Source organism: Terrimonas ferruginea DSM 30193 (assembly GCF_000425585.1).
GTDB lineage: Bacteria > Bacteroidota > Bacteroidia > Chitinophagales > Chitinophagaceae > Terrimonas > Terrimonas ferruginea.
The window spans coordinates 1-16,343 of record NZ_AUDS01000015.1 but is presented as its reverse complement, the minus strand read 5'-3'; the positions used below and the strand labels follow the sequence as shown (position 1 = coordinate 16,343).

General features: G+C 47.0%; 16 protein-coding genes and 3 tRNA genes. 12 read left to right on the top strand and 7 right to left on the bottom strand.

The features are described 5' to 3' along the window. Nucleotides 1-146 precede the first annotated feature (146 nt). Complete coding sequence (locus H608_RS23450) at nucleotides 147-2,459, top strand: ATP-binding protein (protein ID WP_051268069.1); 2,313 nt, start codon at nucleotides 147-149, stop codon at nucleotides 2,457-2,459. Here the strand turns inward: H608_RS23450 and H608_RS0105495 are convergent. Both H608_RS0105495 and H608_RS0105490 read right to left on the bottom strand, forming a co-directional pair. Beyond that, complete coding sequence (locus H608_RS0105495) at nucleotides 2,444-3,205, bottom strand: LytR/AlgR family response regulator transcription factor (protein ID WP_028786793.1); 762 nt, start codon at nucleotides 3,203-3,205, stop codon at nucleotides 2,444-2,446. The two genes, H608_RS23450 and H608_RS0105495, sit on opposite strands and share 16 nt — an antisense overlap. Nucleotides 3,206-3,208: 3 nt before the next feature. Beyond that, the gene (locus H608_RS0105490; RefSeq protein ID WP_028786792.1) at nucleotides 3,209-4,969 is read right to left on the bottom strand and encodes a histidine kinase; all 1,761 of its coding nucleotides are present in this window, start codon (nucleotides 4,967-4,969) and stop codon (nucleotides 3,209-3,211) included. 255 nt (nucleotides 4,970-5,224) lie between these two features. Between H608_RS0105490 and H608_RS21390 the strand changes: the two genes are divergently transcribed. Genes H608_RS21390 through H608_RS0105475 form a run of 3 tightly spaced genes read left to right on the top strand, consistent with a single transcriptional unit; the run spans nucleotide 5,225 to nucleotide 7,965 of the window. Then, nucleotides 5,225-6,742, top strand: coding sequence for a flavin-containing monooxygenase (locus H608_RS21390; protein WP_051268068.1), 1,518 nt, complete (start codon nucleotides 5,225-5,227; stop codon nucleotides 6,740-6,742). A 25-nt stretch (nucleotides 6,743-6,767) separates the two neighbouring features. Next, complete coding sequence (locus H608_RS0105480) at nucleotides 6,768-7,358, top strand: outer membrane beta-barrel protein (protein ID WP_081658797.1); 591 nt, start codon at nucleotides 6,768-6,770, stop codon at nucleotides 7,356-7,358. Between the two features lie 16 nt (nucleotides 7,359-7,374). Continuing rightward, on the top strand, nucleotides 7,375-7,965 hold the full coding sequence (locus tag H608_RS0105475) for an outer membrane beta-barrel protein (protein WP_028786790.1): 591 nt from the start codon (nucleotides 7,375-7,377) through the stop codon (nucleotides 7,963-7,965). A gap of 160 nt (nucleotides 7,966-8,125) precedes the next feature. On the opposite strand, the gene H608_RS0105470 is transcribed toward H608_RS0105475, so the two are convergent. From H608_RS0105470 to H608_RS0105460, 3 genes are read right to left on the bottom strand one after another with little or no spacing between them, the layout of a single operon-like run. Beyond that, on the bottom strand, nucleotides 8,126-8,635 hold the full coding sequence (locus H608_RS0105470) for an SRPBCC family protein (protein ID WP_028786789.1): 510 nt from the start codon (nucleotides 8,633-8,635) through the stop codon (nucleotides 8,126-8,128). After that, on the bottom strand, nucleotides 8,635-8,952 hold the full coding sequence (locus H608_RS0105465; protein WP_028786788.1) for an ArsR/SmtB family transcription factor: 318 nt from the start codon (nucleotides 8,950-8,952) through the stop codon (nucleotides 8,635-8,637). Before H608_RS0105465 ends, H608_RS0105470 begins: the two co-directional genes overlap by 1 nt. A gap of 9 nt (nucleotides 8,953-8,961) precedes the next feature. Then, nucleotides 8,962-9,342 carry a DoxX family membrane protein gene (locus H608_RS0105460; protein WP_028786787.1) on the bottom strand — a complete coding sequence of 127 codons (381 nt, stop codon included), beginning with the start codon at nucleotides 9,340-9,342 and terminating at the stop codon, nucleotides 8,962-8,964. Between the two features lie 198 nt (nucleotides 9,343-9,540). Here H608_RS0105460 and H608_RS0105455 point away from each other — a divergent pair, with 198 nt between their 5' ends. The 3 genes from H608_RS0105455 to H608_RS21385 all read left to right on the top strand — a co-directional run bounded on the left by H608_RS0105455 (nucleotide 9,541) and on the right by H608_RS21385 (nucleotide 11,997). Beyond that, the gene (locus tag H608_RS0105455; protein WP_155990064.1) at nucleotides 9,541-9,870 is read left to right on the top strand and encodes a hypothetical protein; all 330 of its coding nucleotides are present in this window, start codon (nucleotides 9,541-9,543) and stop codon (nucleotides 9,868-9,870) included. A gap of 80 nt (nucleotides 9,871-9,950) precedes the next feature. Further along, entirely contained in the window at nucleotides 9,951-10,886 is a 936-nt protein-coding gene (locus H608_RS0105450; RefSeq protein WP_051268067.1) for a sterol desaturase family protein, read from the top strand. A 67-nt stretch (nucleotides 10,887-10,953) separates the two neighbouring features. Beyond that, complete coding sequence (locus tag H608_RS21385) at nucleotides 10,954-11,997, top strand: hypothetical protein (protein WP_155990063.1); 1,044 nt, start codon at nucleotides 10,954-10,956, stop codon at nucleotides 11,995-11,997. Between the two features lie 125 nt (nucleotides 11,998-12,122). On the opposite strand, the gene H608_RS0105440 is transcribed toward H608_RS21385, so the two are convergent. Beyond that, nucleotides 12,123-12,206, bottom strand: a tRNA-Leu gene (locus H608_RS0105440). A 44-nt stretch (nucleotides 12,207-12,250) separates the two neighbouring features. Beyond that, entirely contained in the window at nucleotides 12,251-13,432 is a 1,182-nt protein-coding gene (locus tag H608_RS21380; protein ID WP_051268066.1) for a sensor histidine kinase, read from the bottom strand. 139 nt (nucleotides 13,433-13,571) lie between these two features. On the opposite strand from H608_RS21380, the gene H608_RS0105430 reads away from it, so the two are divergent. The 5 genes from H608_RS0105430 to H608_RS21375 form a co-directional block, all read left to right on the top strand. Further along, a complete protein-coding gene (locus tag H608_RS0105430) occupies nucleotides 13,572-14,600 on the top strand; it encodes a glycosyltransferase family 2 protein (protein ID WP_028786784.1) in 1,029 nt (342 codons plus the stop codon). 375 nt (nucleotides 14,601-14,975) lie between these two features. After that, nucleotides 14,976-15,048 (top strand) — tRNA-Gly (locus H608_RS0105420). Between the two features lie 286 nt (nucleotides 15,049-15,334). Beyond that, nucleotides 15,335-15,420: transfer RNA gene (locus H608_RS0105415), tRNA-Leu, on the top strand. 91 nt (nucleotides 15,421-15,511) lie between these two features. Continuing rightward, nucleotides 15,512-15,811 carry a GIY-YIG nuclease family protein gene (locus H608_RS24915; RefSeq protein ID WP_028786782.1) on the top strand — a complete coding sequence of 100 codons (300 nt, stop codon included), beginning with the start codon at nucleotides 15,512-15,514 and terminating at the stop codon, nucleotides 15,809-15,811. A 332-nt stretch (nucleotides 15,812-16,143) separates the two neighbouring features. Further along, the coding region (locus H608_RS21375; protein WP_038007365.1) for a hypothetical protein at nucleotides 16,144-16,343 on the top strand (200 nt) is incomplete at its 3' end.

Genomic DNA, 16,343 nt, shown 5'->3' with positions numbered 1-16,343 from the left:
TTTTGAATAGTCTGATGATCCCCCGTCGCCGGGGGATTTTCTTTGTAACACATTCCTTTCCCTGCTGCAGCGGGAGCTCACGCGCTGCATTTTTATTATTATCTTTAAGTTGCGCCGCCCCGTTTTGATTAACTTATTCTGTGATAATGACGCAAGCTGAGATTATAGCGCTCCGGGAAAGACTGATGGCATTGGAGAAAGAAAACGCACGCCTGCGGCAACTTCCCCTTGCAACCGAGCGTGCAGCAAAGGTTCCCGCGGACCTGGCCCCGCTATTCGACCAGGCACAACAAACGGTAGCCGACTATTTCCGTCACCTGAAGATGGATCCTGCCAAAGGCACAATAGAGATCAACGATCAACGGTATGTGCTGGTACGTGCGGCCGCTTTTTCCAAAGGGTTCATGGAAACCATTCAGCATCTTTACGCAGATAAAGGAACCGCGGGTGCTTTTGCCATCGGCAGGAATTTTCTCTTCGATTACGCACATGTCATTGGCATCGAAGACGCGCGGAATTTTCATGCAAGCATGCATTTATCAGACCCGGTCAAACGCATGTCCGCAGGTCCCGTCCATTTTGCATTTTCCGGATGGGCATTTGTCGACATCCTGCCGGAAAGTTCACCCACGCCCGACAATGATTTTTACCTGCACTATCGCCATCCTTACTCCTTTGAAGCCGATTCATGGGTGAGGGATGGCAAGCGTGCCGACGAACCCGTATGCATCATGAATGCCGGCTACTCCTCCGGCTGGTGTGAAGAAAGCTTCGGCATGGCGTTGACCGCCGTGGAAATAAAATGTATTGCGAAAGGCGATGAATGCTGCCAGTTCATCATGGCCCCGCCCGACCGTATCCAGGAGCATCTTGCACGCTATCTTGACAAAGGCGACAATGAAATAAATAAAACAGAAACCGTTTCCATCCCAACCTTTTTCGAGCGCAAACAGTTGGAGGAAGAACGCGAACGTTCGCGTATACTGGCGGAGGAATCAGCAAAAGCCAAGTCCGATTTCATTGCTAATATCAGCCATGAGCTGCGCACCCCGCTCTCTGCCATCATCGGCTTTACCGACCTGTTGCGCAAAACATCCCTGGATGCCACACAAAAGGACTACCTCGACGCAATCGGACTATCGGGAAAAAATCTTTTATCGATCATCAACAATGTGCTCGATCTTTCGAGAATTGATTCGGGAAAATTTCCATTGGAAAAAACGGTATTCGATGTTGGCGAACTCCTGCATTCGGTTTACACGATGCTCTCTTCGTCTGCGACCGTCAAAGGCCTGGCATTCGATTATCATGTCGATCCGGCCATCAGTTTTACCGTTGTGGGTGACCCGGTACGCCTCACGCAGATATTGACCAACCTGATCGGTAACGCCGTGAAGTTTACCAACGACGGGCAGATAGCGGTCACCTGTCTGCTGCTGAAAGAAAGTCACGATGATGTTGTACTGCAATTCAACGTAACAGATACAGGCATCGGCATTCCTGCTGAAAAACTTGAACACATCTTCGAACGCTTTATGCAGGCCGACACACAGATCACGCGTGAATATGGCGGCACCGGTCTTGGTCTCTCTATCACCCGTCAATTGGTGGAACTGCTGGGCGGCAGCATTACTGTGCAAAGCAGACCCGGGAAAACCGAATTCTCATTTTCCCTGCCGTATCAAAAAACCAATGCGTCGCCGGAAAAACCAACGGTCCATACACAAACGGAGCATGCCGCCACCAGCCCGGGCAGAATCTTGGTTGCCGACGACAATTCCATGAACCGGAAACTGGCTTCGGTCCTCCTTCAGCAAAATGGACTGGAGCCATTACAGGCCGAAAGCGGAATGCAGGCACTGGATCTGCTCCGTAAATACTCATTCGATGTGATACTGATGGATATACAAATGCCGGTGATGGATGGCTACGAAACTGCCCGCTGCATTCGCGAAATGGGTCTGCGTACGCCGATCATTGCCATGACAGCGCATGCATTTGCGGGCGAGAAAGAAAAATGTATTGGTGCGGGCATGAACGATTATATTCCCAAACCTTTCAACGAAAAAATATTACTGGAAAAAATTGCGCGGTGGCAAAAAGCAGATGCGGCAACGGAAACACTGGCCGATCTCTCTTTTCTGAGAAGCCAGACCCGCGATAACACAGCTTTCATTGCGCAACTGACCCTTGAATTTTGCAGCCAGACGCCGGAAGAGCTGACCCGTTTGAAAAAAGCGATTGATCATACCTTGTACGAAGAGATCTATCAATCCGCACATTCTCTACGCAACGCCATTTCTCTTTTCGGCCTGGAAAGATGGATCGGTGAAGAATTAATCAGCCTCGAGCGTCAGGCCAGGCAACAGGCACCGGCAAACCAACTGCAATCTCTTTTTCGGAAAATAAACAGCACCTGTTTGCAGGCGATCAGCGAATTGAATCAGACTAACCGCTGACCGATCAGCGTCATAAACTCTTCTTTTTTCTTCGGAGAAATAGCGATCATCGCATCGTCACTCATGACCGCATATCCGCCATCCGTACGGATCATTTTTTTCACCTCTTTCAGGTTGATGATATAAGAATTATGAAGGCGGAAAAAGCCATGTTCCGTCAACATCATTTCATATTCTTTGAGATTTTTGCTCACCATCAGTTGCAAACCGTCTTTCATAAAAAAAGTGGTATAGGGACCTTTAGCTTCGAGCCGGATGATCTTATTGAGTGGTACGAATTCCATGCCTTCTGAAGTGGAAAGACTGATGGAGAAATCCTCTCCTTGCGGCCGCCTGATATTGCGCAGCAGTAACTCAAGATTGGCATGCTGCTCTTTTGTTTGTATTGCCTCAATCGCGCGGGCAACGGCTTGTTGTAATTCCTCCGTACCGATAGGTTTTAAAATATAATCCACCGCGCTGCAGCGGATAGCTTTTATGGCGTAGTGATCGAAGGCCGTGGTAAAAATTACCTGGAAAGAAAACTGCGGCCGCACCCGTTCCAATACTTCAAAGCCGGTAGCGGTCTGCAACTCGATATCCATAAAAACAATTTCCGGCTTAAGCGATTGTATCATCGCAACCGCATCATCCGCGCCCGACGCACTTCCCGCCAGCTCGAGGTCCGGGCAGAATTCGGTGATCAGTTTGGATAGAAAATGTCTGTTCAACTGTTCATCTTCCACAATAACAGCTTTGTATTTCATCGTTCACGTATTATTGGTAATGGTTTGATCGCTTTCAAATAATGGCTGTGGTATTTCCAGTTCTGCAATGGTGGCCTGCGGATCGCTGAGTTCCCGCAATCGCTGGTAAATTTTCTTCTTTGATTGTTTGTTGAATAATTGCAACCGTCTTTCAAGAATATTGCCGGTACCATTGACCAGGCCTTTACGCTGATCCAGTGCTTTTGCCGACGACCGGGGCAATCCGTTATCGGTTACGGATACTTTCAGTGTGCCGTTGCTGCGTTCAAAACTTATATCCAGTTGTCCCGTTTCGCCTTCGGGCAGGTTGAGCATTCCTTTATACAAAGCATCTTCGACCAGGGACAGACTGATCAGGGGCAACACCGCAGAATCCCTCGAGTTTTTGTCGAGCCGGATGGCATACCGGAAACGATCCTTGAAACGGTATTGTTCCAGCCACAAATATTCTTCCAGTAGTCCGGCTTCCTTTTCCGCATCCACGCTCAGGCTGTCGCCGTACTCGATGATCTTACGCAGGAAGGAAGAAAAACGGTTCATGTAGGTGAGTGTGGCGCTCTTATCATCTCCCATTACAAAATACTGAATGGAATTAAGTGAGTTGAAAAGGAAATGCGGATTCAGCCGTGACTGCAATATTTTAAGCTGCAGCATCTTATTCATTTCATTGATCTGGTCACGCTGCCGGATGATCTCCTCATTGTGTGTCCTGAGCTGGCGGTTGAGTTTTTGTTTGGTGCGGAACCGGCTGTACAGAACAGCGGCCAGCAAGGCAACCGACACCAGTATGATCAGCATAATATTCCTGTAGGACCGGTGCTGCTGGGCTTCAACAGCCGTATCCATCAGGCGGCGTGTCACGATTTCCTTTTCAAGAGATACGAGGTCAAGTTTGCCTTCCTCTTCCCCATCATGCCCGGCGTGCATGGTATCAAACACGAGGTCTTTTACACGTGAACCCAGGTATTTGGCAACCGTATTACCTGCCTTCTGTCTGAAATCAGGTGAGGAAAAATATTCATCGATCAACGGCTTCCAATCCGAACCTTTCGGCATTACTGCTGCAAAGCCCTGCCGGTTGGTGGCCAGCACCATTTGCCTTTTTACCTTGATTCCTTTCTGAAGTGCCACGATGTAAATGGAGAGCGGCACGTAACCAAAGCTCCTTTCATTTGCTTCGATTTCTTTTAATACATCATAGTCGATGGCCACATTCACTACGGGCAGCTCTTTGTGAAAATTGTTCTTCAACAGCGTTACGTCTTCCGCCATCGTGGTATTGGGCTGCGTGTAGGCCGTCATTTCCCGCAGGCGTGCCGTAAATTCCTGGGCGGTGGCATACATGGGTTCCCGGTTATTCGTAACCAGCACGTTTACGTCAGGCATATAGGGCAGGCTGAAATCTACCTCTTTCATCCGTTCCGGTGTAATAGAATAATAAGACCAGCCAAAGAGGCCGCAACCCCGGCCGTTTTTCACCTTGTAATAAATGCTGTCGAAAGACCCGGCTTTTTTCCACTCCACACGCAGGTCTGCGTTGTAGTGTTTTTTTATGTAGGCCTGGAAGCTTTCCATTATTTCAAACTCAACACCCAGCAGGCGATTGTCTTTACCTGTATAAATGAATGGTTCTATTTCGTCCCAAAGAGCTGTAACGGTGCCATAGCCCCTGGTGCGCACTGTTTGCCAAGAGTCACCGGTGCATATCTGCGCATCCGCAAGCACACTGCTGATAAGGAAGGTGGCGATCAATATCCAACGCATGGCGGCTGTTTTAGGTGATCCGATAAAACAAATATGCGTAAAAAAACATGAAAGCGGCTTCCGACTTAATGAAAAAGGGGTTTGGATTAACGGATGCAATCATGGCACAACCTATTGGCTTTTAAGGGCTATCACGGCACTTTTTTGCTGCCGGTAAAAAAGGAGTAACGATTAATTCAAATGACTGTTTCGTTAAACTACCAGCATCTCCGGCGCTCCGGCCCGGTACTTTAGCAGCATCAAAAAACATTAACCATGAAACATATTGCAATTATTGGTGCAGGGCTCAGCGGACTGGTAACAGCCAAAGTGTTTTTGCAGAAAGGTTATAAAGTAACTGTGTTTGAAAAAGCCGGTGACCTTGGCGGTGTATGGGAAGCCAGCCGGTTATACCATGGTGTGGCCACGCAAACGACAAGGGATGAATATGCTTTTTCCGATTTCCCGATGCCTGCTGACTATCCGATGTGGCCATCGGGTGCGCAGGTACAGCTTTATCTCCGGGATTATGCAGCACACTTCCAGGTACTGTCCTGTATACGGTTCCATACTATTGTCAACAACCTCAGTTACCGGCATAAGTGTTGGCATGTCAGTTATACCGATCTGAAAACCGATACAGGGGAACAGCAGAAATTTGACTTTGCCGCTGTATGTGCCGGCACCTTTCACAAACCTTATATACCGGAGTTCAGCGGTCAGGAGGAATTCATCCGCGGGGGTGGGCAGATTCTTCACTCCAGCCAGATCAGGGATTCTTCTTTACTGAAAGGAAAAAAAGTGGCCGTGCTGGGCTTTGCCAAATCGGCGACAGATATTGCCACGCTTGCGGCAGATGAGGCGGCCGGCTGTACACTGATCTACCGGAAAGCTCAATGGAAAGTGCCGCGTTATTTCGGTAACAAGATCAATATGCGCTACCTGTTGTTCTCGCGCTTATCGGAAGCATTCTTTGATTCGCCGCGCAAATCGGCAGGTCAGCGCCTGCTGCATACGCTTGGACGCCCGCTGGTATGGGCGCAATGGCGGGGACTGGAAGCTTTACTTAAAATGCAGTTCTCACTCAAAGCCTGCGATATGGTGCCGGCCCACCGCATCGAAGACCAGATCAGTTGCAGTCTCGGTGTGGCACCGGTAGGGTTTTATGAGAAAGTACGTAAAGGAACGATCGAAGCCAGGCGTGCAGAGATCGCCCGCCTGGAGGCCAGCAAGATAGTATTGAATAATGGTGATGCCATCGAAGCCGATTTATTGGTGTGTGGCACCGGCTTCACTCAGGAATTGCCCTTCCTCGAAACTAAATGGCGTGAAAAAGTTATTCAGCAGCATGCTTATCATCTTTATCGCAACATCGTTCACCCGGATGTGCCGGCGATGGGTTTCATTGGTTACAATTCCAGTTTGTTTACCACGCTTACCTCAGAAGTGGCGGCGCATTGGCTGGCCTGTTATGCGGAAGGTCAATTACGGCCGGTGACAAAAGAAGCAATGCAGGACGAAATAAACTATATGCATGTCTGGAGAAAACAATCAAGACCCGTATCTGCTGAATTCAGCGGCACCTGTATTGCGCCGTTCAACTACCTGCATCTCGACATGCTGATGAAAGACATGGGTCTGCGAACGAAACTCACGCGTTCGCCACATGAATATTTCAAGCCGATCAACCCTGCCGACTACCGGCGGCTTCTCAAGCCGGTGTCTGGTTATATCTGGCAACCGAAATTCATCCGGCCGGTAACACCTGAAGAACACACGGCAGAACTATTCTGAAATTTCAAAATCACAAACAACACATATGAAACGACTATTGACCGTACTGCTAATGGCAGCGGGATGGCAGGCTGCATCCCAAAATGTAAAACCGGGCTTTAAGGCCGCGGTGCAAATGAATACGTTTACGGGTTACGAAACCGTGTATGATAAATTCTCCGGTACTAAACCGGGATGGCTGGCCGGGCCAACGATTGAATTTAGCTTATCCGGAACGTTTGCTATTCAGTCGGGATTGCTGTTCTCGACGCAAGGCGGCGATCTGGGGCCTTATGTTATTAATATTTATGCCATGCAGTTGCCGGCCGTGGCGGTGTATCGCCGGCAGCGATTCTTTATTGGCGCAGGGCCCGTACTCTCCTACGGTCTTCACGGCAGGTTTGAAGGAGGAGACGACTGGAATGAATCGAGAGATTTGTATGAGGACGGCAGCGCATTGCCAATGAAAAGACTGGATGTGCAAGCGCAGGTGACGATGGGTTTCGATCTGTCGGAAAAATTTCAACTCGGTAGTTTTTACAACAAGAGTTTATTGAATACCAGCAACCACACAGACGATCCTGCATTCAAAACCAGGCTCGACTCTTACGGTATTTCACTCAACTATATTTTCTAATACTCAATAAAAGACAATGAAAAAATACCTGACAATAATCATAGCCATATTTTTTGCAACAGTTCTTCACGCACAGAAAATCCGGTATGGCGTGGAAGCGGGAATCAATACCGGTTATCTAAACCTCAAAGGCGATGATGGCATAGAAAATAACAGTACAGGCTGGCAGGGTGGCTTTACAGCACTCATCCCTGTTGGAAAGCAACTGGCTCTTCAACCAAAAATGTTGCTGGTACAACGCAATACGCGGGTGTCTTACGGCCGTTTTGATCTCAAATTCCTGGAAGTACCCGTTTGCCTGGTATATTCCAAAGATGGATTTACGGCTGGTGCAGGCGCAGGCCTGGTGTATGGCGTAAGCGCGAAAGCCCGCTATAAATACGAAGATGAATCATCAATTTATAGTCTGTATGAACCAAATGAATCCGAAATCATTCTTCGACGGGCGGGCATAACGGCCAATGTGACGATGGGATACATTTTTCCGAACGGCATTGCTGTGAATGCTCACTTCTCGCCGGTGCTGAACGATCTGCAGAAAGACGGTTATGTGGAAAGTATCTATTCGAAGACGATCGGATTCTCGGTAGGTTATTATTTTCGTTAAGGCTGGTTTAGATATAGTGTTTATTATGCAACAAATCCCTGGCCTCGTGCCGGGGATTTTTGTCTCGTTAAAGTAGCGGGATGCTAAACGATGCCATTTATAGCGATAAAGAAAAGCCGGAATGTAGATTTCCGGCTTATTCATTTGAAATCTATTCAGATTATTTACGTGCATTCAGGTTGACCAACAACTGATCCAGCCTTTCAAGCGTTGACATCATTCCTTCTTCCATACCCATTTGGATGGTTGTTTCGAGGTCGGCCAGTGATTTATAGGTCACTACTGTTTCCACCAATGTATTTTCTTCTTTATCGGTGAAAGTCACCAGCCATTCCGCACGGGGAAGATCGTTGTTGATCTCTCCTGCTTCATTGCTGAAAGCGTCCAATGCCGTATAAAAATCGACAGGACTGATCTTCACATACTCTGTATAACCCCAATATTCGGTTCCGTTGGGTTCTACCATGGCATAATGCCAGTGGCCGCCATCGCGAAAATCCATTGATTTGGTTTTGGTGGTCAAAGGTGCGGGAGCAAACCATTGATTCAATAGCTCGCTTTTGGTATAACAATCCCATACGAGACGGCGGCCTGCCGCGAATTCACGCCTTACGGTCAGCGTCTTCTTTTCTTTGTCGGTAATGAAATCAAACTGCAAATGACTGTTCATTATTTTTTCTTTTTAATAGTTGATAAGAGTTGATCAAGTTGCTGAAAGCGCGTCTCCCAGATCTTTCTGAATTGCTCCATCCATTTGTCCACCTCTTTCATTTTATCAATCTCCAATTGATAATAAATTTCACGGCCCTGCTGTTCCTGTTTCACCAGGTCGCATTCGGTTAAAATTCTCAGGTGTTTGGAAATAGCCTGACGTGTCATGTCGAAATGTTCGGCAATGGCATTGGGTGTCATGGCCTGCACGGCAATCAGGGTGATGATTCCTCTCCTGGTGGGGTCTGCAATAGCTTGAAAAATATCCCTTCGCACGAAAATGATTTATTTACTGATTAAGGGCAGGTATTTGTGGCGGTTATCAATGATAGCCCAGGTAATAACAGCGATGATGGCAAATACAATTGGCAGCCCGGAAGGCGCGAAATAAATATTCGTCAGCAGGATGCCGCTTAACACAGGAATGATCACCAGCACGCCGAGTGCTCTTGTTCTGGGAAAAATAAGCAGTATGCCGCCAATCAATTCCGCCGCTCCCACGAGTGGCATCAGCCAGCTTATCTCCATAAAAGCCATTCCCGCCCTGACCATCTTCTCGGGCATGTCTTTAGGCACCGGCATGTAATGAAAGAACTTGTCAAGGCCTGCGTTGATAAACATCAGGCCTGTGAGCAGGCACAGGACAAAAAGAATTTTCTTTTGCATAGTAGTTTTGTTTTAATGGTAAACCGTTCGGTTGCAAATATAAGTGCAACTGTTTGGTTTCGCAAAAAAATACTGCGTTAAATTATGCCAGCAGCAACCCGCCGGTTTGCAGAATAAGATGGTTCCCGTTATCTTTGGTTAAACCGGTTGGCACTGAGAGGAATATTTACCATAGCAACTAAGGCGATCTTTTATTTAATGTTAGTCACACAGTCTTCCCTGTTTATGGTATTCCCGGTTATTCAGCAATCCTCCAGACAGGCGGAGTTCACCAACGAAATGAGTTCCTACGATGACTACTTGATTGAAAACTGCCTGGGAATTCCTGATCCCAGTCCTGCAGATGAATCAGATGATGCGGAACGTGTATTACAAATTGTACGGACAGAAGCATTTGACTGCCGGTATTCACTGAACGATTTTTTTAACTCCGTCGCTTCCCAAAAGCCCAACACCCTGCTCAAAACCCGGTTACTGATGCCGGTAGCCGAAGTTATTGTCCAACCTCCTCAGGCTTTATGCGTTTAACCGGTCCCCGGTTTTTACCTATGAACTGTTTCGCCACGCTGTTAGTGACGCCATCTTATTTACTTATTTAAAGCCTTGTAATGGACAATATTTTTGGAGCGGATCCTATTCCTTATTCACATTTGATCAACCTGGAAAAGCAATCAGGAGATATCATTGTTTATGCCATACCTGTGATGTTTGTGCTGACATTAGTCGAGATATGGTATTCATGGCGTAGTAATAAAAAGAACTATAGTGGCAAAGAAAGTTTTGGATCGTTATTGGTGGGCTTAGGTAATGTGGCCATTAATGTAGTGGCGAAGATGGGGTTGATCTATGCAGCCGTTTTTATGTACAACCTCGTGCCCTGGCGAATGACGCTGAACTGGTGGACGATCATCCCTTGTTTGTTAATCTATGATTTCTGTAGTTACTGGGCGCACAGGATTTCTCATTTTAATCGTTTTTTCTGGGCTACGCATATCGTTCATCACACGGCTGAAAACTATAACCTGACCGTATCGTTCAGATTGAGCTGGGTTCAGCATTTCAAAATCTTCTTTTTCCTGCCTGTTGCCTTAGCCGGTTTTCATCCGGTTGTATTTTTCCTGGTTAACCAGATAGGCGTATTATTTCAATTCTGGCAACACACCGAACACATTGGCAAGTTTCCCTCCATCATTGAAAAACTGATTGTAACGCCTTCCAACCACCGGGTGCATCATGGTTCCAACGAGCGGTACCTGGACAAAAATTTCGGGGTGATGTTCATTATCTGGGACAAACTTTTCAAAACCTACCAGATAGAGGATGAAAAGCCAAACTACGGGATTACGAAAAAAATCAACAGCACGGTGAACCCGCTCTACCTCAACTTTCATGAATATGGCGACATCATCAATGATGTAAAAAAAGCGAAAGGCTTCCGGCAAAAACTTTTCCAGCTCTTCGGAAGTCCTTCCGCCGTTGACAAGGCTAATAAACTGAAGCAGGCGGAAACGGAGGCAAAAATGGAAGCCGCCAATCGTGCATGATTTTTCGGCGACTTTATTACTTCTGGAAAGAAAGTTGATAGTTCTATAGCAGGAAATTTATCGCTCCATGAATACCCCAACCAGCAGCCAGTGTTTTGTTTGCGGCAAAGAAATGCCCTATAGCCCCCGTTACCCGGAAAGGTTATGTGAAGCGTGTATGAAAATGGCTGTGAATGAAAAGGGCGAAAAGTTATCCTTCTATAACGAGGCTATGTCCGGCGGGTTTATTTCTTACAACGAATCAACCAAAACGAACGGAGAGGAACATATCTGCTATATAAAAGGATATGAATGTTACGCCAAAGAAGCCTATATGGGCGGGATCGTAATCGTTCCGACGGAGAAGGGCAAAGAGAAAAAAATTAACCGGCAAAAACAAAACAGCAAGATCAGGAATGTAGCCATCCTTATTTCGGCTATACTTGGACCCGCCGCGATATGGGGTGCTTATTCCATTAGCCGGGACGGGTACTTCAATAACGGTTTTACGTTACTTGATGTGTTGATGATTACTGGAAGTATTAGTTTATTTCTCTTTATCAGCCTGACACTGTACCGGTATAAAATTTTTCTATGGCTGGCAGGATTGCTGTATGCGGCCACCGGATACTATACCTCTTACTACTATGGTTATAGAAATGATGCCTTTCTGGGTGCTGTTGCGATAATAGGCACGACAAGTGCGGCCCTGTTGCTTAACTATTTACTGTTCAGTACAGGTTATATTGGTAACAAAATGAAATCCTTTCAAGGGGGTAAGCAGCGGGGAAACGCAGCATGGATATTGCTGATCATTATCCCTGTATTACTGCTTATCGCTGGTCATATTTTTATTTCCATTAAGGGAGAAGAGAGAGTGGACAAAATAATCGAAACCGCGCCCTCCGCCACTACCCTTGCTACCGTAAAAGAGGTCAGGGAATACAAAACAATCACCCGGCACAGAAGGAACAACGTGCATAACGATGCACTATTGCAATACACCGTAAACGGTGATACGTTTTACAGAATGCTGGATAATAGAGGTACCCTTTACACAGCAGGTTCAACACTCGAAATAAAATATGTTGTTGACGATCCATATATGATCAGGGTGATGAAAGCTGATTAAACAGGACCAGATACAAACTTCGATTTCTTTTTTTTGCTCTCCGGGATATCAGGATGAGAAATTGATGGAGCAGCGCCAGCATTTTCCCAAAACAAAAAAGCCTCTCGTTTCAGAGAAGCTTTTTGTGCCCAAGACTGGATTCGAACCAGCACGCCGTTTCCAGCGCTACCACCTCAAGGTAGTGCGTCTACCAATTTCGCCACCTGGGCTTAAGGGGATGCAAATATACGTTTTCCGCTTTAATTTCAGCAAATCAATCTTTTTTTTCTGCGGGTTTCGGGTCCACTCCTTTATTCAATATGATACGGAACGTAGTGCCTTTGCCCAATTCCGAATGTTTGATGAACAGTTGTCCTTTGTGGTATTGCTCGATGATGCGTTTGCACAAACTCAATCCAAGCCCCCACCCTCTTTTCTTCGTGGTAAATCCGGGCTTGAACACTTTCGCAATATTCTTCCGCGTAATGCCTTTGCCCGAATCTGTCACATCTATGATTACCGTTTCCTTTTCTTCGCGGATGTCCACGTCAATCGATCCTTTACCATCCATCGCATCCAGCGCATTCTTCAGCAGATTTTCAATCACCCAGTCGAATAAGGGCCCTGATATGCGGACCGGCAATTCAGTCAGCCCATGCGTTTCGATACTAAAACTCACTTTTCCGGGCGCTCTTTTGCGGATATAGTCCACCATGTTATTTACCTGGCGGATGAGATCCATGCGCTCGAGCTGCGGTGTGCTGCCGATTTTACCAAAACGGTCGCTCACCAAGCGCAGGCGGTTCACATCTTTTTCCAGTTCCTGTACGATGCGGGCATTTTCGGGTTGATCTTTCATCATTTCCACCCAGCCTTCCAGCGATGAAACAGGCGTACCCAGTTGGTGTGCGGTTTCTTTCGCCATCCCCGCCCATACCTGGTTCTGCACTGAGCGGTAACTGCTGCGCAACGACAAAATGGTCAGTAAAATGAACAGAGCAACGATCACGAGCTGCACAATCGGATAATAAGTGACCTGTCCCAGCAGCGGTGTATGTCCGAAATAATAGCGATTGACTTTTGAAGAATCAACCGGATCTATATAAAGGATCGGTGAGTTGATGGACTTGAGTTGCTGTAATTCTTTTTTAAGAAAAAGCGGATCATTCTCAACGGCCGCTGAATCGAGATTGACATAGTTGGTAATGCTGTCCTTCTCGTCGGTCTCGATGATCGGAATATCGTGGTTATCGGAAATGATCTTGAATGCCAGCCGCACATCGGTACTCGCCGGATTCAGCAACGATTTACTCGCCTCTACCCACTGCTCGACTTTGGTCCGCTCTTCCGCGGCGATCTTCCGCGAGAGGTACTGCGAATAAAAAATGGTTCCCGTCACGATGCAGATCGCGATCAGTGCAAGCCCGGTGCGCAGGTTGAGGAATTGCTGAAACATGGTTCGAAGATAGGAGCTAATTTGAGGATTTGATAATTTGAAAATTAGGTAATATCGACCCAATCGATGAGCCACAACTCATTTTCAAATCATCAAATTTTCAAATTATCAAATTAGCATCTATATCTTTGGCTCCCTTATGCAACCACCTCTCGTAGCTGTAGTAATCCTTAACTGGAATGGCCGTCGTCACCTGGAGCAGTTTCTGCCTTCGGTGATGGCTGCGAGCTATGGCAATCAGCGGGTGATTGTGGCAGATAATGGCTCTACCGATGATTCAATCGCGTTTCTCCGCGAACGCTATCCTGCTATACGCATCATCGAACTCGGGCGGAATTATGGCTTTGCCGGCGGTTACAACCGTGCGTTGAAACAGGTAGACGCTCCTTACTATATATTATTGAATTCGGATGTGGAAGTAACACCGGGCTGGATCGAACCGATGGTGCAACTGCTGGAAAGCGATCAACAGATTGGCGCCTGTCAGCCCAAGCTGCGGGCCTATCATCACCCGGAATTATTTGAATACGCCGGTGCGGCAGGCGGCTGGCTGGACCGCTATGGTTATCCGTTTGCCCGCGGGCGCATCTTCGATATATGTGAAGTAGACCGGGGACAATATGATAAAACGGTCCCGGTGTTCTGGGCCAGCGGAGCGGCCTTGTTTATCCGTTCGGCGGTGTTTCATAGCGCAGGCGGTTTTGATGAATATTTCTTTGCGCACCAGGAAGAAATCGATCTCTGCTGGCGGGTACAATTGGCGGGTCACCGCGTATTTGCATGTCCGGCATCTGTGGTATACCATGTGGGCGGAGGTACGTTGCCGCGGGGTAATTCAAGAAAAACCTACCTCAACTTCCGGAACAACCGGATCATGCTGTCGAAAAATCTGTCCTGGCAGGAAAAGCTGTGGGTAATGCCGTTCAGGTATATGCTGGATGCGGTGTCGGCATGGAAAGGACTGCTGACCGGAGATGGCGGTTATTTTGTGGCAATTGTGCGGGCGCATATGTCGTATGTGAAATGGCGTTTGTTCAAAAGGCACCTGAGTGTGTTTCCCAAAGAGCGTGGCCGGCCGGTGGAAGGACGGTTCAAAGGCAACCTGGTGTGGCTGCATTTTGTGAAAAAGAAAAAAATCTTTGCAGAAATTGTTAAAAAAGAGGCGTGATTATTCGTTGAACCTCTTATTTTTGCACCATAAATTTAGGGTATGGCTCATACGGAAGAATATCAACATGAATTAGAGAAAATCCAGGATCGTGACTTTGCTCATAACTGGGTATCTTCTTCTGCTTTTATATTTTATTTGAGCGTGGCATGCATTGTTGCGTTTTCGTTTGGCGGTTGTTATCAACTGTATACGAAGCGTTACCACAAGCAGAATGTGACTATTCAGGAGAGCACTTTGTACACGCCGAAGTACAAGTAAAAAATAAAAAAACTTCGTAAAAAGTTTTTTAGAAAGTAACAAACTCCTATTTTTGCAACCCCTTAGTTCTTTGGCCGCCAATAGTTGATTAGTTGATGATTGGCAGTTAGTTATGCGGAAGTAGCTCATTTGGTAGAGCACGACCTTGCCAAGGTCGGGGTGGCCGGTTCGAGCCCGGTCTTCCGCTCTAAGATCCCGCTTCGGCGGGATTTTTTTTGACTGGTAGTAATTCATCAGTCTGTAGCCCTGGTGGTGAAATTGGTACCCCGAAGCTTCGGGGACGCAGTCCCGAAATGTCGGGATTAAAATCCTGCAACCAACGACTAAACAGGGAAGTTCTTTTCATAACATTACCACTGCCCTGGTGGTGAAATTGGTACCCCGAAGCTTCGGGGACGCAGGCCCGAAATGTCAGGATTAAAATCCTGCAACCAACGACTAAACAGGGAAGTTCTTTTCATAACATTACCACTGCCCTGGTGGTGAAATTGGTAGACACGCAGGACTTAAAATCCTGTTTGCAGCAATGCAAGTGCCGGTTCGACCCCGGCCTGGGGCACAAGCTTTAAAACCTTCCCTCGCAGCAATGCGGGGGTTTGTTTTATTATCTACTCACACTTCTTCCTTCCAGAAGGTCTAAAAATCAAACAATGGACTTTTCTGTGTATATCCTCTTTTCCGAAAAACTTGGGAAGTTTTATATCGGCACAACCGATAATGTTGACAAAAGATTACTGGAACATAACACTGGCAAGTATAAAACAGCTTTCAGCACAAAAGGAGTTCCATGGACTTTGTTCATGGACATACCATGTAGTTCAAGTAAGCAGGCTTACGATTTGGAGGCGTTCATTAAGAAAATGAAATCAGCCAACTTTGTCCGCAGGTTGAAGAATCAACCGGAAATAATTTCGTCTGTGTTGGAAAAACTAGAGAGCCATAAAAGGTAAACACGCAGCCCCGAGGCTTCGGGGTTAAAATCCTGTTTGCAGCAATGCAAGTGCCAGTTCTACCCCGTCCCGAACCTTCGTCCCGAACCTTCGGGATGGGGCACAAGCTTTGAAACCTTTCCTCGCAGCAATGCGGGGGTTTGTTGTTTTATCTATAGTTTACGCAGCCCGAAGTCACGTCCTCAAATAGCCCGTGGTTCGTGTATACACCATAGCCGTCAACTTAGTGTTAGAGGAAGAAACGGTTTGTTTCAAGGGAACTGAGTCTGAAAGCGATCAATGAGATAGCCGGTAAGTTAAGCGCCATTTTTTCACCGCAGCAGTTAAATGCGTTGGCACTTCAAACAGGATTGATCCAACGTAAACGCAAATTGGGCGTGGAGAGTTTTGTGCGGATGTTGTTGTTTGATCAGTATGAGTATGGAGCGGCAAGCCTGCAGCAACACAGCCTGAAGCTATGGCAGCAGGAGGCTGTTTGTATGAGCCGGCAGGCGCTGGATAAGCGGTTCACGCCGGGTTCAGTGGTCTTCGT